The 23,802-nt window shown below is 70.8% G+C and carries 19 protein-coding genes, 1 tRNA gene and 1 pseudogene; 15 read left to right on the forward strand and 6 right to left on the reverse strand.

Going from position 1 to position 23,802, the window contains the following annotated elements:
- Positions 1 to 53: 53 nt before the first annotated feature.
- Both ABD793_RS26035 and pabB read left to right on the forward strand, forming a co-directional pair.
- Positions 54 to 433 (forward strand): annotated as a pseudogene (locus ABD793_RS26035) (formyltransferase family protein).
- Complete coding sequence (gene pabB, locus ABD793_RS26040) at positions 430 to 1,590, forward strand: aminodeoxychorismate synthase component I (RefSeq protein WP_344864502.1); 1,161 nt, start codon at positions 430 to 432, stop codon at positions 1,588 to 1,590. Before ABD793_RS26035 ends, pabB begins: the two are co-directional and overlap by 4 nt.
- Here pabB and ABD793_RS26045 read toward each other — a convergent pair.
- Positions 1,580 to 2,824 carry a helix-turn-helix transcriptional regulator gene (locus ABD793_RS26045; protein ID WP_344864504.1) on the reverse strand — a complete coding sequence of 415 codons (1,245 nt, stop codon included), beginning with the start codon at positions 2,822 to 2,824 and terminating at the stop codon, positions 1,580 to 1,582. The two genes, pabB and ABD793_RS26045, sit on opposite strands and share 11 nt — an antisense overlap.
- A 174-nt stretch (positions 2,825 to 2,998) precedes the next feature.
- Between ABD793_RS26045 and ABD793_RS26050 the strand changes: the two genes are divergently transcribed.
- Together ABD793_RS26050 and ABD793_RS26055 are read left to right on the forward strand one after the other, a co-directional pair.
- Positions 2,999 to 4,084 carry an S-(hydroxymethyl)mycothiol dehydrogenase gene (locus ABD793_RS26050; RefSeq protein ID WP_344864506.1) on the forward strand — a complete coding sequence of 362 codons (1,086 nt, stop codon included), beginning with the start codon at positions 2,999 to 3,001 and terminating at the stop codon, positions 4,082 to 4,084.
- Positions 4,081 to 4,713 (forward strand): MBL fold metallo-hydrolase, encoded by a 633-nt coding sequence (locus ABD793_RS26055; protein WP_344864508.1) that lies wholly within the window; start codon positions 4,081 to 4,083, stop codon positions 4,711 to 4,713. The genes ABD793_RS26050 and ABD793_RS26055 overlap by 4 nt, the downstream gene beginning before the upstream one ends.
- Before the next feature lie 10 nt (positions 4,714 to 4,723).
- Here ABD793_RS26055 and ABD793_RS26060 read toward each other — a convergent pair whose 3' ends face one another.
- On the reverse strand, positions 4,724 to 5,707 hold the full coding sequence (locus ABD793_RS26060; protein ID WP_344864510.1) for an AraC family transcriptional regulator: 984 nt from the start codon (positions 5,705 to 5,707) through the stop codon (positions 4,724 to 4,726).
- A gap of 82 nt (positions 5,708 to 5,789) precedes the next feature.
- Between ABD793_RS26060 and ABD793_RS26065 the strand changes: the two genes are divergently transcribed.
- Positions 5,790 to 6,227 (forward strand): pyridoxamine 5'-phosphate oxidase family protein, encoded by a 438-nt coding sequence (locus ABD793_RS26065; RefSeq protein ID WP_344864512.1) that lies wholly within the window; start codon positions 5,790 to 5,792, stop codon positions 6,225 to 6,227.
- A 22-nt stretch (positions 6,228 to 6,249) separates the two neighbouring features.
- Here ABD793_RS26065 and ABD793_RS26070 read toward each other — a convergent pair whose 3' ends face one another.
- Positions 6,250 to 7,695, reverse strand: coding sequence for an MFS transporter (locus ABD793_RS26070; RefSeq protein ID WP_344864514.1), 1,446 nt, complete (start codon positions 7,693 to 7,695; stop codon positions 6,250 to 6,252).
- A gap of 137 nt (positions 7,696 to 7,832) precedes the next feature.
- Positions 7,833 to 8,636 (reverse strand): IclR family transcriptional regulator, encoded by an 804-nt coding sequence (locus ABD793_RS26075; protein WP_344864516.1) that lies wholly within the window; start codon positions 8,634 to 8,636, stop codon positions 7,833 to 7,835.
- Positions 8,637 to 8,756: 120 nt separating this feature from the next.
- Here ABD793_RS26075 and ABD793_RS26080 point away from each other — a divergent pair, with 120 nt between their 5' ends.
- The 3 genes from ABD793_RS26080 (at position 8,757) to ABD793_RS26090 (ending at position 11,503) form a co-directional block, all read left to right on the forward strand.
- On the forward strand, positions 8,757 to 9,107 hold the full coding sequence (locus ABD793_RS26080) for a bifunctional 3-phenylpropionate/cinnamic acid dioxygenase ferredoxin subunit (RefSeq protein ID WP_344864518.1): 351 nt from the start codon (positions 8,757 to 8,759) through the stop codon (positions 9,105 to 9,107).
- Positions 9,104 to 10,282: an NAD(P)/FAD-dependent oxidoreductase gene (locus tag ABD793_RS26085; RefSeq protein ID WP_344864520.1), complete on the forward strand. Its 1,179-nt coding sequence runs from the start codon at positions 9,104 to 9,106 to the stop codon at positions 10,280 to 10,282. The genes ABD793_RS26080 and ABD793_RS26085 overlap by 4 nt, the downstream gene beginning before the upstream one ends.
- Positions 10,283 to 10,360: 78 nt before the next feature.
- Positions 10,361 to 11,503, forward strand: a complete 1,143-nt coding sequence (locus ABD793_RS26090; protein ID WP_344864522.1) for an aromatic ring-hydroxylating oxygenase subunit alpha — start codon at positions 10,361 to 10,363, stop codon at positions 11,501 to 11,503.
- Positions 11,504 to 11,859: 356 nt separating this feature from the next.
- On the opposite strand, the gene ABD793_RS26095 is transcribed toward ABD793_RS26090, so the two are convergent.
- Positions 11,860 to 12,441: a TetR/AcrR family transcriptional regulator gene (locus tag ABD793_RS26095; RefSeq protein WP_344864524.1), complete on the reverse strand. Its 582-nt coding sequence runs from the start codon at positions 12,439 to 12,441 to the stop codon at positions 11,860 to 11,862.
- Between the two features lie 266 nt (positions 12,442 to 12,707).
- Here ABD793_RS26095 and betA point away from each other — a divergent pair, with 266 nt between their 5' ends.
- On the forward strand, positions 12,708 to 14,366 hold the full coding sequence (gene betA, locus ABD793_RS26100; protein ID WP_344864526.1) for a choline dehydrogenase: 1,659 nt from the start codon (positions 12,708 to 12,710) through the stop codon (positions 14,364 to 14,366).
- Positions 14,367 to 14,652: 286 nt separating this feature from the next.
- Here betA and selD read toward each other — a convergent pair whose 3' ends face one another.
- Positions 14,653 to 15,645 carry a selenide, water dikinase SelD gene (selD, locus tag ABD793_RS26105; protein ID WP_344864528.1) on the reverse strand — a complete coding sequence of 331 codons (993 nt, stop codon included), beginning with the start codon at positions 15,643 to 15,645 and terminating at the stop codon, positions 14,653 to 14,655.
- 62 nt (positions 15,646 to 15,707) lie between these two features.
- On the opposite strand from selD, the gene ABD793_RS26110 reads away from it, so the two are divergent.
- From ABD793_RS26110 to nrfD, 6 genes are all read left to right on the forward strand, one after another.
- A tRNA-Sec gene (locus ABD793_RS26110) sits at positions 15,708 to 15,802 on the forward strand.
- A gap of 12 nt (positions 15,803 to 15,814) precedes the next feature.
- Positions 15,815 to 17,104 carry an L-seryl-tRNA(Sec) selenium transferase gene (gene selA / locus ABD793_RS26115; protein ID WP_344864530.1) on the forward strand — a complete coding sequence of 430 codons (1,290 nt, stop codon included), beginning with the start codon at positions 15,815 to 15,817 and terminating at the stop codon, positions 17,102 to 17,104.
- Positions 17,095 to 18,813: a selenocysteine-specific translation elongation factor gene (gene selB / locus ABD793_RS26120; RefSeq protein ID WP_344864532.1), complete on the forward strand. Its 1,719-nt coding sequence runs from the start codon at positions 17,095 to 17,097 to the stop codon at positions 18,811 to 18,813. Before selA ends, selB begins: the two co-directional genes overlap by 10 nt.
- 37 nt (positions 18,814 to 18,850) lie before the next feature.
- Positions 18,851 to 22,069 (forward strand): formate dehydrogenase, encoded by a 3,219-nt coding sequence (gene fdh / locus ABD793_RS26125; protein ID WP_344864534.1) that lies wholly within the window; start codon positions 18,851 to 18,853, stop codon positions 22,067 to 22,069.
- Positions 22,062 to 22,883 carry a 4Fe-4S dicluster domain-containing protein gene (locus ABD793_RS26130; RefSeq protein WP_344864536.1) on the forward strand — a complete coding sequence of 274 codons (822 nt, stop codon included), beginning with the start codon at positions 22,062 to 22,064 and terminating at the stop codon, positions 22,881 to 22,883. Before fdh ends, ABD793_RS26130 begins: the two co-directional genes overlap by 8 nt.
- A gap of 20 nt (positions 22,884 to 22,903) precedes the next feature.
- Positions 22,904 to 23,800: an NrfD/PsrC family molybdoenzyme membrane anchor subunit gene (nrfD, locus tag ABD793_RS26135; RefSeq protein ID WP_344864538.1), complete on the forward strand. Its 897-nt coding sequence runs from the start codon at positions 22,904 to 22,906 to the stop codon at positions 23,798 to 23,800.
- The last annotated feature ends 2 nt before the right edge of the window (positions 23,801 to 23,802 follow it).

The raw sequence follows: 23,802 nt of genomic DNA on the forward strand, positions 1-23,802 counted from the left end.
GCCTTGTGCACACCACGTTCCGCACCCGGCGAAACCGCGGGCCGCTGGACCTTGTGGACGGCTACGAAGCGGACCCGGTCGTACTGGCTCGCTACATGCAGATCCTGTCCGGCACCACGGGCAAGGCGCTGCACGCCCGCACGATCGACATCCACCACTCGTTCCTGCCGGGGGCAACAGGGCCGAGCCCTATCACCAGGCGTTCGCACGGGGTGTCAAACTGGTCGGTGCGACCGTGTACCACGTGACCCCGGACCTGGACGAGGGGCCGATCATCGAGCAGGAGGTCATCCGCATCGACCACACCCACGATCCGCGTGCACTGCAGACCGTCGGCCGCGACGTCGAGGCGCTCGCCCTCTCGCGTGCCGGGCGCCGGCACTGCGGGCGGCGCGTCCTGCTCAACGGGCACCGCACGGTCGTCTTCCCGTGACCGGTGGCGGCGCTTGCTTCGACGATCTGCGGTCCGGCAACCGCGTGCGGTTCTCGCCGCCCGCGCGGGTCCTCATCGCGGACACCCCGGAGGACGTGCTTCCGGTGCTCGACGAGGTCGAGCGTGCTACCACCGCGGGCTGCTGGGCTTTCGGGTTCGTGGCCTACGAAGCCGCGTCCGGGGTCGATCCCGCTCTCCTCACCCACCCTCGTCCGCCGGACGGAGTGCCCTACGCCTGGTTCGGCCTGACCGGGCCACCCCGGCGGGCCACCGCGTTCGATCCCGCGGGCAGTTACGAAGTCCGCTGGGAGCGGGACTGGACCGAACCGGACTACCTCGCGCGCGTGCGCCGCGTGCGGGAGCGGATCGCGGAAGGCGAGACCTACCAGGCCAACCTGACCGTCCGGCTGCGCGGCAGCTTCACCGGTGACCCGGCCGGGCTCTATCGCGACCTCGCGCTCGCACAACGCGGCGGGTACCACGCCAAGCTCGATCTCGGTGATGTCGTCATCGCTTCGGCCAGCCCGGAGCTGTTCTTCGAACTGCGCGGGGACACCATCCGGCTGCGGCCGATGAAGGGCACCGTCGCCAGGGGCCGCACCCGCGAGGAGGACCGGGTACTGGCCGAGCTGCTGCGCACCAGCGTCAAGGAACGCGCGGAGAACATCATGATCGTCGATCTGATGCGCAACGACGTCTCCCGGATCGCAGTGCCCGGAACGGTGGCGGTGCCCTCGTTGCTCGCCCTGGAGAGCTATCCCACCGTCCGGCAGCTCACCTCCGAGGTGACCGCGGACCTGCGGCCGGGGACCGGACCGGCAGACGTCTTCGCCGCGCTGTTCCCGTGCGGGTCCATCACCGGTGCCCCGAAGGCCAGCACGATGCGGCTGATCCGCGAGGTCGAGGACAGCCCGCGCGGTGTCTACTGTGGAGCAATCGGCTGGATCGCGCCCCCGGCTTCGCCGACCCGCGCGCGGTTCTCGGTGGCGATCCGCACCGCGGTCGTCAACCGCGCCGCCGGCATCGCCGAATACGGCACCGGCGGCGGCATCACCTGGTCCTCGGACCCGGCGGCCGAACACCGTGAGGTCTTGTTGAAAGCCGCGGTCCTCGAGCGCACTTCCTCGACGATCGGCCGGGTGCCGGTCACTCCCTGACGCGGTCGCCGATCCCGGCAGCCAGCGCCAGCGCCGCCGCCTCGCCGCGTGTGCCGGCTTCGAGCTTCTTCAGCACGCCGGTCACATGGAACTTGACGGTGCTCTCGGTGATGCCCAGCTCGTCGGCGATCGTCTTGTTGCGCTTGCCCTGTGCGACCAAGCTGAGCACCTGCAGCTCACGCCGGTTCAGCCCGGACAGCGCGTCTTCCGCAGAGCTGTCCGGGACGAGCTGCAGCGGGAGCGTGATGCTCGCGCGGCTGCCCCAGTCCGCCACGGCGTCGAGCTCCACGGTGCCGCCCAGCGCCCGTGCCCTGCCGTCGAGCTGATCGCGCAGGGCGGGCACGTCGAGCCGGCCGGACTCGTGGTCGCGCACGTCGATCCGCAGGGTCGTGCCGTCGCAGCTCCACGCGACGCGCAGCCTGGCCAGTTCGGGCTGCGCGATGAAGGCGAGCACCGAGGTGCGGGTCAGCGCGCGGGCGGCGTGCGCGATCTCACCGGGCAGCGGTGGCCCGGACCGCGGCGGTGCGGAGAACTCCAGCTCCGCGTCGTGGTGCCGCAGGGTCTGCCGGATCTCCTTGCGCAGCTTGGTGAACGCGCTGAGCGGCGGCTCTTCGGACACTGCGAGGTCGGACTTGCGCGCGGAGCGGAGCGCGACCAGCGCGGCCGCGGCGGAGTCGGTCGCGGTGAGCCGCGCCTGCCGGTCTTCGAGACCGCGGGAGCGCAGCGTGGTGAGAATGGTGACGAGCGCGGATTCGTGTTCCGCCGCCATTTCCGCGATGGTGCGCGCGCGTTCGGCCGAGGCCGCCCGGGATTCGGCGAGGTAGTCGGGACTGGCCTGGGTGACTTGCTGCCGGATGGACGTCGCCACGATGCCGAACACCTCGGCCAGCAGCGCGGGTTCGGGAACGTGTTTCGCGGAACGCACGATGAGCACCAGCAGCGTGCCGGTGTGGTCGTGCACGGCCCAGACCGCGCGGGCGGTGCCGCCGATCGTGACGGTGTCGCTCAGCGGGTGCCCGGGTGCGGTGGCGGCCTTGAGCGCTTCCAGCTCGGCGATGGTGATCCGGTCGACCGTCTGCACCGGACCGGACACCTTGCGCGGACGGCCGGTGCACTCGCGGGTGAAGATGACGAGTGCCGTGTGCGGCCAGCATTCGGCGAGGAACCGCGAGAACCGGCCTGCGATGCCGTGCAACGGGCCTTCGACGACTTCTCGCAGCGCGGTCAGGTTCACGCGGCAAGCGTAACGGGAGGAGGACCTGTCCGGAAGTCCAGGTGTTGCTGTCCCGACGATCAGGTCACGGTTGTCCTTCGCCGGAGCTAACGTCACGCGCGCGGGCCCATGCGTGCACACGCATGACTGATGCCCGTTCGAAGCAGAGCCGTTCAGAGCAAAGGAACCAGTCGTATGCCACAGCAGGTACGCGGTGTGATCGCCCGTTCGCAAGGAGCTCCGGTGGAGCTCACGGACATCGTGCTGCCCGACCCCGGTCCCGGTGAGGTCGTGGTTTCGGTGGCCGCGTGCGGGGTCTGCCACACCGACCTGACCTACCGCGAGGGCGGGATCAACGACGAGTTCCCGTTCCTGCTCGGCCACGAGGCGGCGGGCACCGTGGAGACCGTCGGCGCCGGCGTCGAATCGGTGCAGCCGGGGGACTTCGTCATCCTCAACTGGCGTGCGGTGTGCGGGGAATGCCGGGCCTGTAAGCGCGGCCGCCCGCAGTACTGCTTCGACACGTTCAACGCCGGCCAGCGGATGACCCTGACCGACGGCACCGAGCTGACTCCGGCGCTGGGCATCGGTGCGTTCGCGGAGAAGACGCTCGTCCACGCCGGACAGTGCACGAAGGTCGACCCTGCGGTCGATCCCGCGGTCGCCGGGCTGCTCGGCTGCGGCGTGATGGCGGGGCTCGGCGCCGCGGTCAACACCGGCGCGGTCGGCCGTGGGGACTCGGTCGCGGTGATCGGCTGCGGGGGAGTGGGCAACGCGGCCATCGCCGGTGCGCGGCTGGCCGGCGCCACGACGATCATTGCGCTGGACCGCGACGAGAAGAAGCTGGAGTGGGCGCGTGATCTGGGTGCGACGCACACCGTCAACGCCACCGAAGCGGACGCGGTCGAGGCGATCACCGGCCTCACCGGCGGGTTCGGCGCGGACGTGGTGATCGACGCGGTCGGTCGTCCGGAGACCTGGAAGCAGGCGTTCTACGGCCGGGATCTGGCGGGCACCGTGGTGCTCGTCGGGGTGCCGACGCCGGACCTGCGCCTGGACATGCCGCTGCTGGACTTCTTCTCCCGCGGCGGCTCGCTGAAATCGTCCTGGTACGGCGATTGCCTGCCGGAGCGGGACTTCCCGATGCTCGTCGATCTGCACCTGCAGGGCAGGCTGCCGCTGGAGAAGTTCGTCACCGAGCGGATTTCGCTGGACGACGTCGAAAAGGCGTTCCACACCATGCACGCCGGCGACGTGCTGCGTTCGGTGGTGGTCCGGTGAGCGGGGAACTGCGGATCGACCGCGTCGTCACGTCCGGCGTCTTCCAGCTGGACGGCGGAACGTGGGAGGTCGACAACAATGTCTGGCTGGTCGGCGACGACGACGAGGTCGTGATCGTCGATGCGGCCCACGACGAGAAGACCATCACCGAAGCGGTCGGCGGCCGCGACGTGGTCGGCGTGGTGTGCACGCACGGCCACAACGACCACGTCACCGTCGCCCCGCAGCTCGGGGCGAACCTGCATGCCCCGGTCCTGCTGCACCCCGGCGACCAGGCCCTGTGGGAGATGACCCACCCCGGCGTGAAGTTCTGGCCGGTGGAGGACGGGGGACGGATCGCGGTCGCCGGCACCGTCCTGGAGGCCATCCACACGCCGGGCCACTCACCCGGTTCGGTGTGCCTGCACCTGCCGGAGGCGAAGGCGCTGTTCTCCGGGGACACGCTCTTCTCCGGCGGCCCCGGCGCGACCGGCCGTTCGTTCTCCGACTTCCCGACGATCATCGCCTCGATCCGGGACCGGCTGTTCGCGTTGCCGGAGGACACCCGCGTGCACACCGGACACGGCGACGGCACGACGATCGGCACCGAGGCACCGCATCTGGCGGAATGGCTCGCCCGCGGGCACTGACCCGCACCGGTCAGCGGCGGGCGGGCTGCGGTTCGGCCACCGGGGAGGCCACGGTCGCGATCCGCCGGAACTCGCTGGGGCTGGCGCCTCGCACCCGTTTGAACGCCGCGCTGAACCCGAACGGGTCGGCGTAGCCGACGGTACGGGCGATCTCCGCGATCGTGGTGTCCTCCCGCTCGACGAGGAGATCGGCGGCGAGGGTCATCCGCCAGCGGGTGAGGTAGGTCAGCGGCGGTTCGCCGGTCAGCTCGGCGAACCGCTTGGCCAGCGTCGAGCGCGAGACCCCGCTGCGCTCGGCCAGCAGGGCGACCGTCCACGGTGCCGCCGGTTCGGCGTGCAGCAGGCGCAGTGCGCCGCCGACCACCGGGTCCCGCTGCGCGGCCCACCAGGGCGGGGGTTCGCCGCCGGGCCGGTCGAACCACTCGCGCAGCGTGCAGACCAGCATCCAGTCCAGCAGCCGGTCGAGTACCACCTGCTGGCCCGGTGCGTCGACGGCGACCTCGGTGGCGAGGTGGTCCAGCACGGCGTCGGCCGTGCCACTGGTGTCGTCCTCGGCGCGCAGCACCACGGGCAGCGCGTCCAGCAGACGGCGGCTGATCTCCCCGTGCACCGGATAGGCGCCGACGATCAGCGTCGTCCCGCCGTGGTCGCCGTTCCCGTTGTCCGCACTGTCGTTCCAGCCCAGCCGGTGCCGGGCTCCGCCCTGGTCCGGTGTCGCGCAGTCCTCGCCGCATTCGACCCGCTCGGCCGCGGTGCCGAGTTCGTCGACGAACGTGAACGTCCCGGGACCGCGCACGAGGATCGTTTCGCGGGCGCGGAGCGGCTCGGGCGGATGGTTCTCCGACACGATCCAGCCGCCCCCGGTGAGCGCCGTGCACAGGGTCAGCGGCGCGCCGTCCACGAAGTGCAGTGCCCACGGCGGGAACAGAGTCGAACTGCCGAACAGGCAGCCGTGCGCCCGCACCCCGCGGATCAGGTCGCTGAACATGTCCACCTCGGCGAGCTTAGACGAATACCCAGGCGATCCGGCTTCTGAGCTATGGGCACGTCCGAATCCGCCGTGTTCACTGGGTGCCATGAGCAACGCCGGCACCGACACGCATTCCCTGACCACCGAGGACCTCGAGTTCCTCCGGCGCCCCCTGCACGGGTTCCTGTCCATCGCGGGGAGCCCGCTCCCGCCCCAGCCGAGGCCGGTGTGGTTCGAGGCCACCGACGAGGGTTCGATCCAGCTGTTCACCGCGCCCGGCGCGCCCAAGGTGCGGCACCTGCGCCGGGATCCCCGTGCTTCGATCGTCGTCGCCAGTCCGGTGGGTGAACGCGAGCGCTGGGTGTCGGTCGCCGGCCCGGCCACGATCGAGCCCGATGGAGCACACGATCTGGCCGCCCGCCTCGGTGCCCGGTACTGGGATCTCGGCGACCCGGTCCGTGCCGGCGAACTTGCCGAGATGGTGGCCGACGAGCTGGTCCGGCTGGTGATCCGCGCGGAGACCGTGCACCGCTACCTGATGTGATCCCGCGACGGCCCGTTTCGGCTCAACGGTCCTCTTCGGACACCGGGTGCTCCAAGGGGATCCCGCCGGCCGACAGCGGCGGCGGTGGGAGATCGGCGCTGGAGGTGAGTGGCGCGGCGCCGGTCAGGGGACGCCCGGCAGACTCCTTGAGCAACGCCGTGCTCACCAACCCGATCACGCCCGCGCCGATGAGGTAGTAGCCCGGCCAGTCGAGGTTGCCGCTCGCGGTGACCGCGACGCCGATCACCGTCGGCGCGGTACCGGCGAAGGCGGACACGAAGACGTTGAAGATGATGGCAAGACTGCCGTAGCGGAGGAAGGTGGGGAACAGCGCAGGCAGCGTGGACGGGGTCACCGCGGCGAAGCACAGCAGCGTGAAGCCCATGATCGCGAGGCCGAGCAGCTGCCCGGGGACCCCGTGCCGCAGCAGCCACACCGACGGAAGGCCCAGCACCACCAGGCAGCTGCTGCCGGTGAACAGGATCGGTTTGCGGCCGATCCGGTCGCTCAGCCTCCCGACGAAGAGGATCACCGTCAGCATCGCGAGCATGACGCCGACCTGCATCGTGGTGGAAAGGGTCTCGCCGGTCCCGCTTTCGCCGTGCTGGGCAAGTGTTCCGGTCAGATAGGTCGGCACGTAGTTCGTGAGCACGTAGTTGGTCACGTTCCAGGCCACCACGAGCCCGCCGCCGATGAGTGCCTGGGTGCGGTGTTTGGTGACCAGGATCCGGAACGCCCGGCGCAGCGCCATCGTGGCCATCGCGGGGGAGCGCTGCATGAGCTGCCGGAACGCCGGGGTTTCCTCCAGTTTCATCCGCAGGTAGATGCCGGTCAGGCCGATCGGCAGCGCGAGCAGGAACGGCAGCCGCCAGCCCCACGACACCAGCCGGTCCTGCGGCAGCACCGCGACGAGGATCGCGCAGCTGCCCGCACCGAGCGTGTAGCCGATGAGCGTGCCGAACTCCAGCCAGCTGCCGAAGAACCCGCGCCGCCGGTCGGGCGCGTACTCGGCGACAAGGGTCAGTGCGCCGGTGTACTCGCCGCCCGCGGAAAACCCTTGCAGCATCCGGATGACCAGCACGAGCAGCGGAGCGGCGATGCCGATCGAACCGTAGCCGGGCACGAGGCCGAGCAGGACGGTCGCGCCCGCCATGAGCAGTACCGTCGCGGCGAGCACCTTCGTGCGGCCGATGCGGTCGCCGAGTGGTCCGAGGAGGAAGCCGCCCAGCGGGCGGACCAGGAACGCCGCGGCGAAGGTGCCGAGGGTGAACACCGGTGCCCACGCACCCGCGTCGGGAAAGAACACCCGGTCCAGTGCGATGGCCGCGAGATAGGAGTAAATGCCGAAGTCGTACCATTCCGCGACGTTCCCGATCGTCGCCGCGGTGACCGCGCGGCGGATCGTGCGCTCCTGCTCGACGGCCACCCGTGCGGCCACGGCCCGCGGCTCCTCGACCGTCCCGCTCACCCCGCCGTCCCGCTCACCCCGCCGACCCGGTTCGCCGGGCACCGGAAGACGGGCGGGGCAAGGGTGGATTCATGATCGTCCTCAACGCACGTGACTGCTGATATATCTATTTAACGTAATAGATGTGTCAGAGTCGGTCAAGGGTTCGCGGTCGCTTCGAAGCCGGCCAGGCGGTGCAGCCTGCCGAGGATCTCCTCCGCCGCGGTGGTCAGGACCCTTGCCACGTCGGGGAAATCCGCGGGTCTGAGGTGTGCGGCCGGTGCGGACGCGCTGAGTGCGCCGGCAATGCGCCCGCCGGGGCTGCGCACCGGCACCGCGACGGAGTTGAGGTCGGGCTCGAGTTCGCCGCCGGTCGCGCCCCAGTTCCGGTCGCGGACGCGGCACAGGTCGGCACGCAGCGCCCCACGGGAGGTGACCGTGTGCGCGGTGAAGCGGGTCAAGGATTGCTCCAGCACCTCTTCGAGTTCGGCGAATCCGAAGCCGGCCAGGAGTACTTTGCCGCTCGCCGTGGCGTGCAACGGCGCCCGCAGCCCGATCCAGTTCCGCTCGGTCGCCGGTTCCTGCACGATGGTGGTGACGCTGGTGCCTTCGAGCACGCTCACACTGATCGCGCCGTGCAGTTCGGTGGCCAGCCGGGCGCAGACCGGCTTGCTTTCCTTGGCGATGTCCAGCTGTGCGGCCGTCGCACCGGCCAGCCGCACGATCCCGAAGCCGAGCCGGTATTTCCCGCGGTGGCCGTCCTGTTCGACCATCCGGTGCTTTTCGAGCGCGGACATCATGCGCGACGCGGTGGACTTGTGCACGCCGATTTCGCGGGCCAGTTCGGTCACCCCGGACGGGCCGTGCCGCGCCAGCAGATCGAGGATCGACAGTGCCCGGTCGACCGCCTGGCTCGGCGACCGCATCTCCGGATCCCCTGCTGCCCCTTCGGTGTTGTACATGCTGCAACTCCCGGTCTGGTCCGGATTTTTCGCGTCCGGCGGATTGACGGTTGGGTTCGGCTATCCGCAAACTGTTGCGGATAGCGGTTGCTGTTCCGCGATGAGCAACAGGAGTGACGGATGATCTCAGTTGGCGCAGTCTCGGACATTCCGGTCGGCGAAGCGGTACGCGTACAGGCCGACGTCATGGTCGCGGTCTTCAACGCGGATGGCGTGTTCTACGCCATCGACGACACCTGCACTCATCAGGACGCCTCGCTCTCGGACGGCTGGCTCGAGGGCTGTGCAGTCGAATGTCCTTTGCACGCAGCGTGTTTCGACCTCCGAACCGGCCGGCCGAGCGGTCCGCCCGCTCGCCGGCCGGTGCGTACCCACCAGGTCTCGGTGATCGACGGCCAGGTGTACCTGCACGATCCGGCCGGTGCCGAGCCGGTCGCCCCCGGCATGGCGGTCGCGGGGGAGGGCTGGTGACCCGCGCGGTCACGGTGGTCGGCGCGTCGCTGGCCGGGCTGACCGCGGTCCGCGCTCTGCGGGACCAGGGTTTCGACGGCCGGATCGTGGTGGTCGGCGACGAACCGCACGCACCCTACGACCGGCCGCCGCTGTCGAAGGAATTCCTCGCCGGCACGGTGGCCGAAGCGGACCTGTTGCTGTCGACGCCGGAGGACGAGGCGCTGGCGGCCGAGTTCCGCCTCGGCCGCTGCGCCACTGCGCTCGACGCCACGGCCCGTTCGGTGGTTCTGGATGACCGAACACGGATCGTGTCCGACGCCGTCGTGCTCGCGACCGGCGCCCGTGCACGGCGGCTGCCCGGTGCGGTTCCGGCGGGCGTGCACGCCCTGCGGACGCTCGACGACGCCCGTGCGTTGCGCGCCGACCTCGTACCCGGCGCGCGGCTGGTGGTGATCGGCGCCGGATTCATCGGCGCGGAGGTCGCTGCCACCGCGGTCGAACTGGGGCTGGAAGTCGACCTCGTGCAAGCGTCGTCGAGTCTGCTCGGCAAGGCGCTCGGCACCGAGATGGGCGCGCTCTGCGCACGTCTGCATGCCTCGCGCGGCGTGCGTTTGCACGGTGGCGCCGGGCCGGCGGAGCTGCTCGGTGGCGGGCGGGTCAGCGCGGTCCGCCTGACCGATGGCCGCGAGCTGCCTGCAGACGTGGTGGTGCTCGGCATCGGGGCGGAGCCGTGCGTGGAGTGGCTGGCCGGTTCGGGGGTGAAGCTCGACAACGGCGTGGTGACCGATGCCAGGGGGGTCACCGCGGTGCCTGAGGTGGTGGCTGTCGGCGATTGCGCGAACAGCCACCGTCGCTACCTGGGCGAGCTGCGCCGTGCCGAGCACTGGACCAACGCCGTGCAGCAGCCACCACTCGCGGTTTCCGCGCTCCTCGGCGGGAATTACGCGCCGCCCGCGCACCACGAGGTGCCCTATTTCTGGTCCGACCACTACGGCCACCGGATCCAGTTCACCGGTTATCGCACCGTGGACGCGTCGGTCGAGATCGCCGAAGGTGACGTCGACGCGCTGGATTTTCTCGCTCTCTACCGCGACGGCGACGGGCAGGTGACCGCTGTGCTGGCCTTCGGCCGTACCCGCGCGTTCGGGCGCTGGCGCCGCCGGCTGGCCGCTTCGCTGCTTCCGCAGGCCTGAGCCGCCGCGCTTCCCGTGCCCCGGCGTCGTTGCCCGGACGGTGCCGGATCTTCCTGTCCCGCAGCAGAAAGGACCATCGTGAGCTCCGTCGAAGTCCGCACCGAGCGGCCGGAACCCACTACCAGCCTGATCCCGACCCTGCCCGGCACGCACTACACCGATCCGGCCGTGTTCGAGCTCGAACAGCAGCGGATCTTCCAGCGCCGCTGGTTCGCCTCGGCGCGCAGCAGTGACCTGCCCGCCGCGGGGGACTTCCGCAATGTCGAGGTCGGCGGTGAAAGTGTGCTCATCGTCCGTGGCCGCGACGGCGCACTGCGCGCGTTCCTCAACGTGTGCCGCCACCGTGGCGCCCGGCTGTGCGTGGCGGGGTCCGGCACCGTCCGGCGGAACCTGCAATGTCCTTACCACGCTTGGACTTACGGCCTCGACGGCAGTCTGGTCGCGGCGCCGAACCTCGCCTCGATGGCGGACGTCGACCGCAAGGAGTACGGCCTGATCGACGTCGCGCTGCAGGAATGGCTCGGCACGGTGTGGGTGTGCCTCGCCGACGAACCGCCCTCGTTTGCCGAGACGGTGCAGGGCGCGGTCGCGGCGCGGCTCGGCGGTACCGACGTGATCGACGGCTGGGACATCGACACCCTCGCCGTCGGCAAGCGGATCACCTACGACGTCAAGGCGAACTGGAAGCTGATCGTCGAGAACTTCATGGAGTGCTACCACTGCGCGACGATCCATCCCGAGCTGACCGAGGTGCTGCCGGAGTTCGCCGAGGGTTACGCCGCGCAGTACTTCGTGGGGCACGGCGCGGAGTTCGGCGAGGAGATCAGCGGGTTCACCGTGGACGGCAGCGCCGGGTTCGGCACCCTCTCCGGTGTCGACGGGAGCCACGACCGCCGCTACTACGCGATCACGGTCAACCCGCAGGTGTTCGTCAACCTCGTGCCGGACCACGTCATCTTCCACCGGATGTACCCGCTGGCGGTCGACCGCACGGTCGTCGAGTGCGACTGGCTCTACCCGCAGGAGGTGCTCGACAGCGGCGCCGACCTGACCCGTTCGGTGGACCTGTTCCACCGGGTCAACCTGCAGGACTTCGACGCGTGCGAACGGTGCCAGCCGGCGATGTCGTCGAGGGCCTACGCCGCGGGCGGGGTGCTGGTGCCCAGCGAGCACCACATCGGCGAGTTCCGCGACTGGGTCGTCACCGCCATCGCCGACTGAACCGGCCGGACCGCCGCGGCTGCGTGGCCCGCCTGGCTCATCCGGACCACCGCGGGTGCCTGGCCCGCCTGGCTCATCCGGACTACCGCGGGTGCCTGGCCCGCCGGACTGACCCGGGTCACCTCGGCCACCTGATCTGCCTGGCTCGCCCGGACGACCGCGGCTGCCTGGCTGATCCGGACCACCGCGGTCGTCGAGACCATCTCGGCTGCCTGGACCGGTGGCGCGGGCAACGCGCAGCGGCCGCCGTGCGGGGTCGTTCATCGGGGACTCCCTCCGGTCGTCCCTGATATATTAATTGGACGTCAACCGGGATGGAGTGCCCCGAGGTCACCTGCCGGTGCCGCGGCGTCCGGTCAGGGTGGGGGAGGTCCGTGCACCGCGCGGCGGAAGAGTGCTTCGACCTCGTCGGCCGACGGTGGTGGATCGGCGAGTGCGGTCTGGATCAGTGTTCCGCAGAAGAGCCCGGCGAGCATCCGGCCGGTGAGCGGGTCGGTGCGTGAGCCGAACAGTTCCACCAGTGCCTCGTCCCAGGCTGCGCTCGCCGCGCGCAGCCTGGGCCGGTGCAGTGCGGCCACGTAGAGGTCGTACTCGACCACGTTGCTGGTGCGCTCTTCGTGGAGGTAGGTCATCACCAGGGCCGCCAATGCGACCGCGAAGTCTTCGTCCGGCGGGATCGATCCGGCCCAGGCCCGCAGCCGCTCGACGTTGTCCGCGGCGGCCTGTTCCAGTGCGACCTCGAGCAGGTCGTCGAGTGTGGCGAAATGATAGGTGGTCGAGCCGAGTGGCACGCCCGCCGCGGCGGCCACCGCGCGGTGCGTGAGCCCGTCGATGCCGTGCGCGCCGACGACTTCGATCGCCGCCTGCGCAATCCGCGTGCGCCGTGCGGGATCGTTCGGGCGCTGCTTCCTGGAACGAGGAGACCGTGGCGTCGTCATCGCGAATTCCCCCTCGCTGACCTGGTCCGGCGACCGTGTTGCGGAGGATCCTACCGACTCGGTGTGGACATCTGTACACATACTCATGTACAAATGTACGCACTACGTGTGGTGGCCGTCACCCGAGCGTGCGGTAGGGCGAACCAGCTGGTGGAAGTGATGACGGACCTGTTCCGGGGCGGCGGGTGGATCGCGGGTCGACGCGTCCCGGTGCGGCGAGCGGGCGGTGGCTGAGCCTGCCCGCGCATCGTCAGGAGGAGAAGGCTGTGAGCAACGAGAACTACGACTTCGTCATCGTCGGCGGTGGTTCGGCGGGCTGCGCGCTGGCCAACCGGCTGTCCGCGGATCCGCGGACCAAGGTGCTGGTGCTGGAGGCAGGTCGCACCGACGCGAAGTGGGACGTGTTCATCCACATGCCCGCGGCGCTGACCTTCCCGATCGGGAGCCGCTTCTACGACTGGGGCTACCGCAGCGAGCCGGAGCCGTTCCTGCACCGCCGCCGGGTCTACCACGCGCGCGGCAAGGTGCTCGGTGGTTCCAGCAGCATCAACGGGATGATCTTCCAGCGCGGGAACCCGATGGACTACGAGCGCTGGGCGGGCGACGAGGGAATGTCCGAATGGGACTACGCGCACTGCCTGCCGTACTTCCGGCGGATGGAGAACTGCCTCGCCGACGCGCCGGACGGCACGTGGCGCGGGCACTCCGGACCGCTGGAACTGGAGCGCGGCCCGGCGACGAACCCGTTGTTCGAAGCGTTCTTCTCCGCGGCCGAACAGGCGGGCTACCCGCGCACGGACGACGTGAACGGCTACCGGCAGGAGGGTTTCGCACCGTTCGACCGCAACGTCCGGAAGGGACGGCGGTTGTCGGCGGCCCGCGCGTATCTGCACCCGGTGCTGCATCGGCCCAACCTCACGGTGAAGACGAACGCCTTCGTCTCGCAGATCCTGTTCGAGGGCACCCGCGCGATCGGCGTCGAGTACGCGCAGGGGCGTTCGGCGCCGGGCGAGGTGTACGGCAAGGAGATCGTCCTCTGCGGCGGCGCGGTCAACTCGCCCCAGCTGCTGCAGCTGTCGGGCATCGGCAACGCTGCCGAGCTGGAGCGGCTCGGGGTGGACGTGGTGCGCGATCTGCCCGGCGTGGGGGAGAACCTGCAGGACCACCTGGAGGTCTACATCCAGTACGCGTGCAAGCAGCCGGTTTCGATGCAGCCCTCGCTGGCGAAGTGGAAGCGGCCCTCGATCGGTGCGCAATGGCTGTTCCTGCGTTCGGGCCCTGCGGCCACGAACCACTTCGAGGGCGGCGGATTCGTCCGCAGCAACGACGAGGTCGGCTACCCCAACCTGATGTTCCACTTCCTCCCGGTCGCGATCCGCTACGACGGTTCGGTCCCGGCAGGCGGGCACGGTTATCAGGTCCACGTGGGCCCGATGTACGCCGATACGCGCGGCACCGTGAAGATCACCTCGACCGATCCGCGCCGGCACCCGGCGCTGCGGTTCAACTACCTGTCCACGGCGGATGACCGCCGCGAATGGGTCGAGGCGGTGCGGGTGGCACGCAAGATCCTGAACCAGCCCGCGATGGACGCCTTCAACGGCGGTGAAATCTCCCCGGGACCGGAGGTGGAGACCGACGAGCAGATCCTCGACTGGGTCGCCAAGGACGCGGAAACCGCACTCCACCCGTCCTGCACGGCGAAGATGGGTGTCGACGCGATGTCCGTGGTGGACCCGGGCTCCCTGCGGGTACACGGAACCGAGGGGCTGCGCGTGGTCGACGCGTCGGTGATGCCCTACATCCCGAACGGCAACATCTACGCGCCGGTGATGATGACCGCGGAGAAAGCGGCCGACTTGATCCTGGGCAACACCCCGCTGGAGCCGATCAGGGAACCGTTCTACCGGCATCAGGCAAGCTGACCCCTGACCGGCACCGGCCGCGGGAGCGGGAGTGTGTTGATCCCGCGTCCGGACAGCCGCGCGGCGAGGCATACTGCGCGACGCGGGGCGCCGGGCGGCGCGGTGCGGTTGTCGCGCGCCTACGCGGAGGGTGGTTCTGCGCGCCAGGGAACTCGGTGCGTGGCAGACGGTTTCGTGGGCACTCGTGGTTGCTTCACCACTGATGATCGCGCTCACCACCGTGTCGATGGCGAAATATCCGCTGAACGCCACGCCCGACGACCGGCCGGGGCCGTCGATGCCGAGGTCAGCCGACCACGATGGTGTGTTCCGAACGGGGCAGCAGTTCGCCGATCACCGGGTAGCCGGGCACTTCACCGGCCACCAGCAGGCCGCCGGAGGTCTGGGCGTCCGCGAGGAGCAGGGCTTCGTTTTCGGTAATGCGCTCGAGGTCGGTGTGCGGGCGTACCCAGTCGAGGTTGCGGCGCGTCCCGCCGCTCACGTAGCCGGCGGCGAGAGCGTCTCGGGCGCCGTCGAGGTACGGCACGGCCGACGGGTCGAGCCGGGCGGTGACACCGCTGGCCCGAGCGAGCTTGTGGAGGTGGCCGAGCAGCCCGAAGCCGGTTACGTCGGTGGCACAGCGCGCACCCGCGGCGAGTGCTGCCACGGAGGCGGCCGCGTTGAGCGTGGTCATCGCCTCGACCGCGTGGTCGAATCGCTCGCCGGTGGCCTTGTGCCGGGAGTTCAGCACTCCGATGCCGAGCGGCTTGGTCAGGGTGAGTGGTCTGCCCGCGCGGGCGGAATCGTTGCGCAGCAACCGATCCGGATCACCGACACCGGTGACGGCCAGACCGTACTTCGGCTCGGGGTCGTCCACGCTGTGACCGCCCGAGAGGTGACAGCCTGCCGTACCGCACACGTCGAGGCCGCCGCGCAGGGTCTCGGCGGCGAGCTCGAACGGGAGCACGTCGCGGGGCCAGCCGAGGAGGTTGACCGCGACGACCGGGGTGCCGCCCATTGCGTAGACATCGGAAAGCGCGTTGGCGGCGGCGATGCGGCCCCAGTCGTAGGCGTCGTCGACGACCGGGGTGAAAAAGTCGGTGGTGACGATGAGCGCGGTACCGCCGGCGATCCGGACCGCGGCCGCGTCGTCGCCGTCGTCGAGTCCGACCAGCAGCTCGCCCAGCGGGTTCTCGGGGACGCGCCCGGCGAGGCCGCGCACCACCTCCTCCAGCTCGCCGGGCGGGATCTTGCACGCGCAGCCGCCGCCGTGGGCGTACTGGGTCAGCCGGTAGCTCATCCCGGCATCCTCCTCGTGGTGCGGGCGGCGCGCGAGCTTGGCAGGATGGCGGGATGTCCCAGGGAGGCGTATCCGGCCTGGTGGCCGGCGCGGTCTTCAAAACCGTCGAGCGGCAGGAACTGCCACTGGCGGGTTCGATTCCCGTCCGCCTCCGCCACGGGACCCGGCGGTGAACGATCCGCGGCGCGCGATTCCCCGCACCGACGCGGTGCTGGCCGATCCGCGCGTGGCCGGGGCCGTGGCGAAGCTCGGGCGTGCGCTGGTGAAGGACGTGGTGTCGGCAGCACAGGAACGGGCGCGGGCCGGGAAGATCGCGCCCACCGAGGTGCTCGACGAGGTACTGGCCGGCTTGCCCGGCGGCGCTTCCTCGTTGCGGCCGGTGGTGAACGCGACCGGCGTCGTCGTCCACACGAACCTCGGCCGTGCGCCATTGTCGGCCGCGGCGTTGGAGGCGGTCGTCGCGGCGGGCGGCACCACGGACGTCGAGTTCGACTTGCGGGACGGCACCAGGGCACGGCGCGGACGGGGAGCACTGACGGCTCTGGCCGCTGCCGCTCCCGCGGCGAGCGCGGTGCACGTGGTCAACAACAACGCGGCCGCGCTGCTGCTGTGCGCGCTGGCGCTCGCCCCCGGCCGGGAGATCGTGGTGAGCCGCGGTGAGCTGGTGGAGATCGGCGACGGGTTCCGCATCCCGGAGCTGCTCGCGTCGACCGGTGCGCGGGTGCGCGAGGTAGGCACCACAAACCGCACCCGGGTGACCGACTATGCGGCGGCGGTTCGGCCGGAGACCGGATTCGTGCTGAAGGTGCACCCGTCGAACTACCGGGTCACCGGATTCACCGCGGAGGCGACGGTCGCCGAACTGGCGGAGCTGGACGTCCCGCTGGTCGTCGACATCGGTTCCGGGCTGCTGAGCCCGCATCCGTCGCTGCCGGAAGAACCGGACGCGGCAACGGCGCTGCGAGACGGTGCCGATCTGGTGACGGCCAGCGGCGACAAGCTTCTCGGCGGTCCGCAGGCCGGGCTGCTGCTGGGGGATGCCGCACTCGTCGAACGGCTGCGTCGGCATCCGGCCGCGCGGGCGTTGCGGGTGGACAAGCTGACGTTGGCCGCGCTGGAAGCGACGCTGCGCGGTCCGCTGCCGCCGGTCCGTGCCGCGCTGGAGGCGGAACTCGACGAGCTCGTCCGCCGGGCCGGTGTGCTGTGCGAAACCTTGCGGGGCAAGGGGATCGACGCCGAGGTAGCGGAGTCGGTCGCGGCGGTCGGCGGCGGCGGAGCGCCGGGCGTGGAGCTGGCCAGTGCCGCGGTCAGCTTGCCGGCGTCGTACGCGGCGGCGTTGCGGCTGGGCGATCCCGCGGTGGTGGGGCGGGTCGTGCGGGAGCGGTGCCTGCTCGATCTGCGGACCGTCGGTCCGCAGCAGGACGAGCTGGTCGTGGAAGCGGTGCGCCGGTGCGGGTGATCGCGACCGCCGGGCACGTCGACCACGGGAAGTCGACGCTCGTGCGGCGGCTCACCGGGATGGAGCCGGACCGCTGGGCCGAGGAACGCCGCCGTGGTCTGACCATCGATCTCGGGTTCGCCTGGACGCGGCTCGGCGACGAGCAGGTCGCGTTCGTCGACGTTCCCGGGCACGAGCGGTTCGTCCCGAACATGCTCGCCGGCACCGGGCCGGTGCCCGCAGTGGCGTTCGTGGTGGCCGCGGACGAGGGGTGGATGCCGCAGTCCGCCGAACACCTCGCCGCGCTGGACGCGTTCGGGGTCCGGCACGGTCTGCTGGTGGTCACGAAGGCCGACCGTGCCGATCCGGCGGCGGCCGGCGAGGCCGCGCTCGCCGAGATCGCGCAGACGTCGCTGGGCCGGGTGCCGGCGGTCGCGGTGAGCGGGGTGACCGGCGAGGGCCTCGACGAGGTGCGCACCGCGCTCGCGGACCTGGCAGCCGGGCTGCCCGTGCCGGACCCGGAGGCGGACGTCCGGCTGTGGCTGGACCGGGCGTTCACCGTGCCGGGCGCCGGGACCGTCGTGACCGGAACGCTCGGGGCGGGCACGATCGCGGTCGGTGACGAATTGAGGCTCGGGGACACGGTCGTCGGTGTCCGCGGGCTGCACGCGCTCGGCGAGCCGCGGGAGCGGGTCAGCGGGGTGGCACGCGTTGCGGTGAATCTGCGCGGGATATCCCGGGACGCGGCTGCCCGAGGCGCGACGCTGGTGCAGCCGGATGCGTGGCACGTCACGGATGTCGTCGATGTCCGGCTACCCAAGGCAGCGGAGCTGCACCGGGAAGCCGTGCTCCACCTCGGCACCGCGGCGATCCCGGTGCGGGTCCGTCCACTCGGGACGGACACCGCCCGGCTCACCCTCCGCAGTCCGTTGCCGCTGCGGGTGGCCGACCGCGGTCTGCTGCGCGACCCGGGCGAACGACGTGTCGCTGCCGGGATCACCGTGCTGGACGTCGATCCGCCCGCCCTCACCCGTCGTGGTGCGGCGCAGGCCAGGGCGCGGGACCTCGACGCGCCGGACCCCGCCGCGGTCCAGCTGCGGCGACGGGGTTTCGTCCGGGACCGCGAGTTCGAGACGATGGGGCTGCCCCGCACGGGGGAGCGGATCGGCGGCTGGCTGGCCGACCCCGGGCGGCTGGCGGAGATCCGCGCCGAGGTCCCGGAGCGGCTCGCCGCCTGGCGGCGAGCGCATCCGGTGGCCGCCGGAATGCCGACCGAGGAACTCCGCCGTGGACTGCGGCTTCCTTCGGCCGAACTCCTGCCTGCGGTGCTCGGCGACCTGACGGTGTCCGGCGGGGTGGTCAGCGAACGCGGGGCAGGTCTGGACGCACGGACCGAGGCCGCGCTCGCGGTGCTGGACGAGCAGTGGGCGCAGCACCCGTTCCGTGCGCCGGAGGCGGAGCAACGGCGCACACTGGGCCTGGGCAAACGAGAACTGGCGGCAGCGGCGCGGCTGGGCAGGGTGACCGTCATCGACGACGGCGTCGTGCTGGGACCGGACGCGGAAGACCGTGCGGTGGCGGTGCTGCGCAGCATCGACCAGCCGTTCACCGTTTCTTCGGCGCGGCGTGCGCTCGACAGCACCCGCCGCGTGCTGGTCCCGCTCCTGGAACACCTCGACGCCGCCGGGCACACCGAACCCCTCGGCGATGGCACGCGCGTGACCACCTGACCTGCGGAGCACCACCGGCGGGGTTACCGTTTCGGGTATGGGTGTCCGGCGGTGGATCGAAGGCTGGCCGGTGTACCGGCAGCTCGCCGGTCCCGACCGCACGGCCCGCGGTGCCGCCGCGAAGTCGGCAGGCTCCGAGCAGTGGCACGCCCGGACCCGCGATGCCGACAAGGTCGTGAAGTCCGTCTGTCCGTTCTGTGCGGTCGGCTGTGGCCAGAACGTGTACGTGAAGGACGGTCGCGTCACGCAGATCGAAGGCGATCCGGACTCGCCGATCTCCCGCGGACGGCTCTGCCCGAAGGGCTCGGCCAGCAAGCAGCTGGTCACCAGCCCCAGCCGGGTCACCGAGGTGCGCTACCGCCGTCCGTACGGCACCGAATGGGAGACCATCCCGCTCGAACAGGCAATGCACATGATCGCCGACCGGGTGCTCGCCACCCGCGAGCAGACCTGGCAGGACTGCGACGAAAACGGGGTCCGGCTGAACCGCACGCTCGGCTTCGCCAGCCTGGGCGGTGCGACGCTGGACAACGAAGAGAACTACCTGATGAAGAAGCTCTACACCGCGCTCGGCGCGATCCAGATCGAGAACCAGGCGCGGATTTGACACTCCGCCACGGTTCCCGGTCTGGGGACCTCCTTCGGTCGTGGTGGCGCCACGACGTTCCAGCAGGATCTTGCCAACGCCGACTGCATCGTGATCCAGGGCTCGAACATGGCCGAGGCCCACCCGGTCGGGTTCCAGTGGGTGATGGAGGCGAAGGCACGCGGCGCGAAGATCATCCACGTCGATCCGCGGTTCACCCGTACCAGCGCGCTGGCGCACACGCACGCGGCGCTGCGCGCGGGATCGGATATCGCGTTCCTCGGCGGTCTGGTCAACCACGTGCTGGCGAATGAGCTGGACTTCCGCGAGTACGTGCTCGCCTACACCAACGCCGGTGCGGTCCTGCGCGAGGACTTCCGCGACACCGAGGACCTCGACGGCCTGTTCTCCGGTTACGACCCGGAACACCACCAGTACGACGTGTCCACCTGGGCCTACGAGGACGCCGAGGCGCTGCCGCCCGCAGGCAGCGGCGAGGCCGAGCTGCCGGGCGAGCAGCACAGCGGCGAAGGCCATCAGAGCACCGCCCGCGCCGAGTCGTACGGCAGTGGCGGCGCTTCCGTTGGCGGCAAACCGCGGATCGACGAGACGCTGCAGCACCCGCGGTGCGTCTACCAGGTGCTCAAACGGCACTTCTCCCGGTACACACCCGAGGTGGTCGCCGATGTCTGCGGTATCCCGGTCGGCCAGTTCCGGGAGATCGCCGAGGCGGTCACCGCGAACTCGGGACGGGAACGCACCACAGCCTGGGTCTACTCGGTCGGGTGGACGCACCACACCGTCGGCGCGCAGTACATCCGGACCGCGTCGATCCTGCAGACGCTGCTGGGCAACATCGGCCGTCCCGGCGGCGGGATCCTCGCCCTGCGCGGGCACGCCAGCATCCAGGGTTCGACCGACATCCCGACGTTGTTCAACCTGCTGCCCGGATACCTGCCGATGCCGCACGCGCACCAGCACTTCGGCCTGGACGAGTACGTGACCACCGACGCGGGCTCCACCGGGTTCTGGGGCAATATGCGCTCGTATGCGGTGAGCCTGCTCAAGGCGTACTGGGGTGAGCACGCCCAGCCGCACAACGACTTCCGGTTCGACCACCTGCCGCGGCTCACCGGCGACCACGGCACCTACGCCACGGTGAAGGCGCAGCTGGAAGGCGAGTGCCGGGGCTACTTCCTGGTCGGGGAGAACCCGGCGGTCGGCTCGGCCAACGGGAAGATGCAACGGCTCGGCCTGGCGAACCTCGACTGGCTGGTGGTGCGCGACCTGCAGATGATCGAGTCCGCGACGTTCTGGCAGGACGGCCCGGAAATCGAGACGGGCGAACTGGCCGGCAGCGAGATCGGCACTGAGGTGTTCTTCCTGCCCGCCGCGGCGCACACCGAGAAGGCCGGCAGTTTCACCAACACCCAGCGGCTGCTGCAGTGGCACCACCAGGCTGTCGAGCCGCCCGGCGACGCGCGCAGCGATCTGTGGTTCTACTACCACCTCGGCCGCATCATCCGGGAGAAGCTGGCAGACAGCACCGAGCCGCGCGACCTGCCGGTGCAGGAGCTGACCTGGAGCTACCCGACGGAGGGGCCGACCGCGGATCCCTCGGCGGAGTCCGTGCTCGCGGAGATCAACGGCCACGGCCCGTCCGGCCCGCTGGCGGCGTACACGCAGCTAACGGACGACGGCTCCACGTCCTGCGGCTGCTGGATCTACTGCGGCGTGCGCGCCGACGGCCACAACCACGCCGCCGACCGGACACCGGGCTCGGAGCAGGACTGGGTTGCCGCGAAGTGGGCCTGGGCGTGGCCGGCGAACCGGCGCATCCTCTACAACCGCGCGTCCGCCGACCCGGACGGGAAACCGTGGAGCGAGCGCAAGAACCTGGTCTACTGGGACGAGGAAAACGACCGTTGGACCGGTGCCGACGTACCGGACTTCGAAGCCACGAAGCGTCCGGACTACGTTCCGCCGGAGGGGGCGAGGGCACAGGACGCGATCGGCGGCGCGGAGCCGTTCATCATGCAGACCGACGGCCGGGCCTGGCTGTACGTGCCGGCCGGGCTGGCCGACGGCCCGCTGCCGACGCACTACGAGCCGTTCGAGTCGCCGGTGGACAACGCGCTCTACAGTCAGCAGGCCAACCCGGCGCGGCAGACGCTGTCGACCGCCTCGAACCCGTACCACCCGGCCCGAAGTGCGGTCTTCCCGTACGTGTTCACCACTTACCGGCTCACCGAGCACCACACCGCCGGCGGGATGAGCCGCACTCTGCCCTACCTGGCCGAACTGCAGCCGGAGTTCTTCTGTGAGGTTTCCCCGGAGCTGGCCGCCGAGCGCGGACTGGAGAACCGCGGCTGGGCCACCGTCATCTCGGCACGCACCGCGATCGAGGCACGCGTGCTGGTGACCTCGCGGATGAAGCCGCTCCAGGTCCGTGGCCGCGTCGTCCACCAGGTCGGGCTGCCCTACCACTGGGGCACCAACGGCCTGTCCCGCGGTGACGCGGCGAACGATCTGCTGTCGGTGGTGATGGACCCGAACGTGCACATCCAAGAGGCGAAGGCGGCGACCTGCGACATCGTGCCGGGCCGCCGACCGCGCGGCCGGGACCTGCTGGCCCTGGTCGAGGACTACCGAAGGAGGGCGGATGGCTGACTACGGCACCCAGCCCCGGATGGGCTTCTTCACCGACACCTCGGTGTGCATCGGCTGCAAGGCGTGCGAGGTGGCGTGCAAGGAGTGGAACGGCGTGCCCGGTCGGGAGCTGGACCTGCTCGGCACTTCCTACGACAACACCGGCGACCTCGGTGCGGACGCCTGGCGGCACGTGGCCTTCGTGGAACAGCCCGCGGTCGAGCTGGGGATGCCGTCGGTGGGCGCACCCGAGCAGCAGGGCGAGTCCGGGATGCGCTGGCTGATGTCGAGCGACGTGTGCAAGCACTGCACGCACGCCGGATGCCTGGACGTGTGCCCGACCGGCTCGTTGTTCCGCACCGAATTCGGCACGGTCGTGGTGCAGGAGGACATCTGCAACGGCTGCGGGTACTGCGTGCCCGCTTGCCCGTACGGCGTGATCGAGAAGCGGGAGAGCGACGGGCGTGCGTTCAAGTGCACCTTCTGTTACGACCGCCTCGGCGAGGGTCTCGAACCGGCGTGTGCCAAGGCGTGTCCGACGGACTCGATCCAGTTCGGCGAGCTGGACGAGCTGCGGGAGCGCGCTGCCGGACGGGTCGACGCACTGCACGAGGCCGGCGTGTCGCAGGCGCGCCTGTACGGCGACGATCCCTCCGACGGAGTGGGCGGCGACGGCGCGTTCTTCCTGTTGCTGGACGAACCCGAGGTGTACGGCTTCCCGCCCGATCCGCAGGTGCCGACGAAGCACCTGCCACAGATGTGGAAGCGCGCGGCGGCCGCTGCGGCCGGCGTGGCAGGCACGCTCGTCGTCTCGTTCCTGGGGCGGCGGCGATGAGTCCGAAGCGGGAACCGACGATGGTCGAGCCCGCCGAGTTCACCTCCTACTACGGCCGGCCGATCCTCAAGGAACCGGCGTGGAAACAGCCGGACGTGCCGTTGTACCTGTTCCTCGGCGGGATGGCGGGCTCGTCGGCCACGATCGCGAGCCTCGCCGGCCGGACCGCGCGGCCGGGGCTGGCCAGGGTCGCCCGGCTGGGCGCGGTGGGCGGGGCGAGCGCGAGCGTGCTGGCGTTGATCCACGATCTCGGCCGGCCGGAGCGGTTCCTGCACATGCTCCGGGTCCTGAAACCGACGTCCCCGTTGTCGGTCGGTTCGTGGATCCTTGCGCCGTTCTCCGGGCTGGCCGCGGTGTCGGCCGGTTCCGCGGAGACCGGGTTGCTGCGGCCGGCCGGGAAGCTCGCGGGCGCCGTGGCCGGTGTGCTCGGCCCGGCGATGTGCACCTACACCGCGGTTCTGCTGGCCGACACTGCGACACCGTCGTGGCACGAGGCGCGGCGGCACCTGCCCTTTCTGTTCGCCGGGAGTGCAGTGACGAGTGGTGTCGGGCTGGCGTTGCTGGCCGCGCCGAAGGACGAGGTCGGACCGGTGGTGCGCGCCGGGCTGTTCGGTGCGGCGGCCGAGCTGGTGGTGACGCACGAGGTGGAGCACGGGCTGGGCCTGGTGTCCGAGCCGTATCGCACCGGCCGGGCCGGGAAACTGCTCAAGGCGGCGCGCGGGCTGACCGCGGCGGGTGCCGCACTGTCGCTGGGTGCCACCCGCAGCAAGGTGGCCGCGGCCGCGAGCGGTGCGGCGTACCTGGCGGCCGGGCTGTGCACGCGGTTCGGCGTATACCAGGCCGGGGTCGCGTCGGCGCAGGATCCGAAGTACGTGGTGGTACCGCAGAAAGCCCACAAGGCCGCTCGGGAGGCGTGAGA

The organism is Amycolatopsis ultiminotia, assembly GCF_039536925.1.
Taxonomy (GTDB): domain Bacteria; phylum Actinomycetota; class Actinomycetes; order Mycobacteriales; family Pseudonocardiaceae; genus Amycolatopsis; species Amycolatopsis ultiminotia.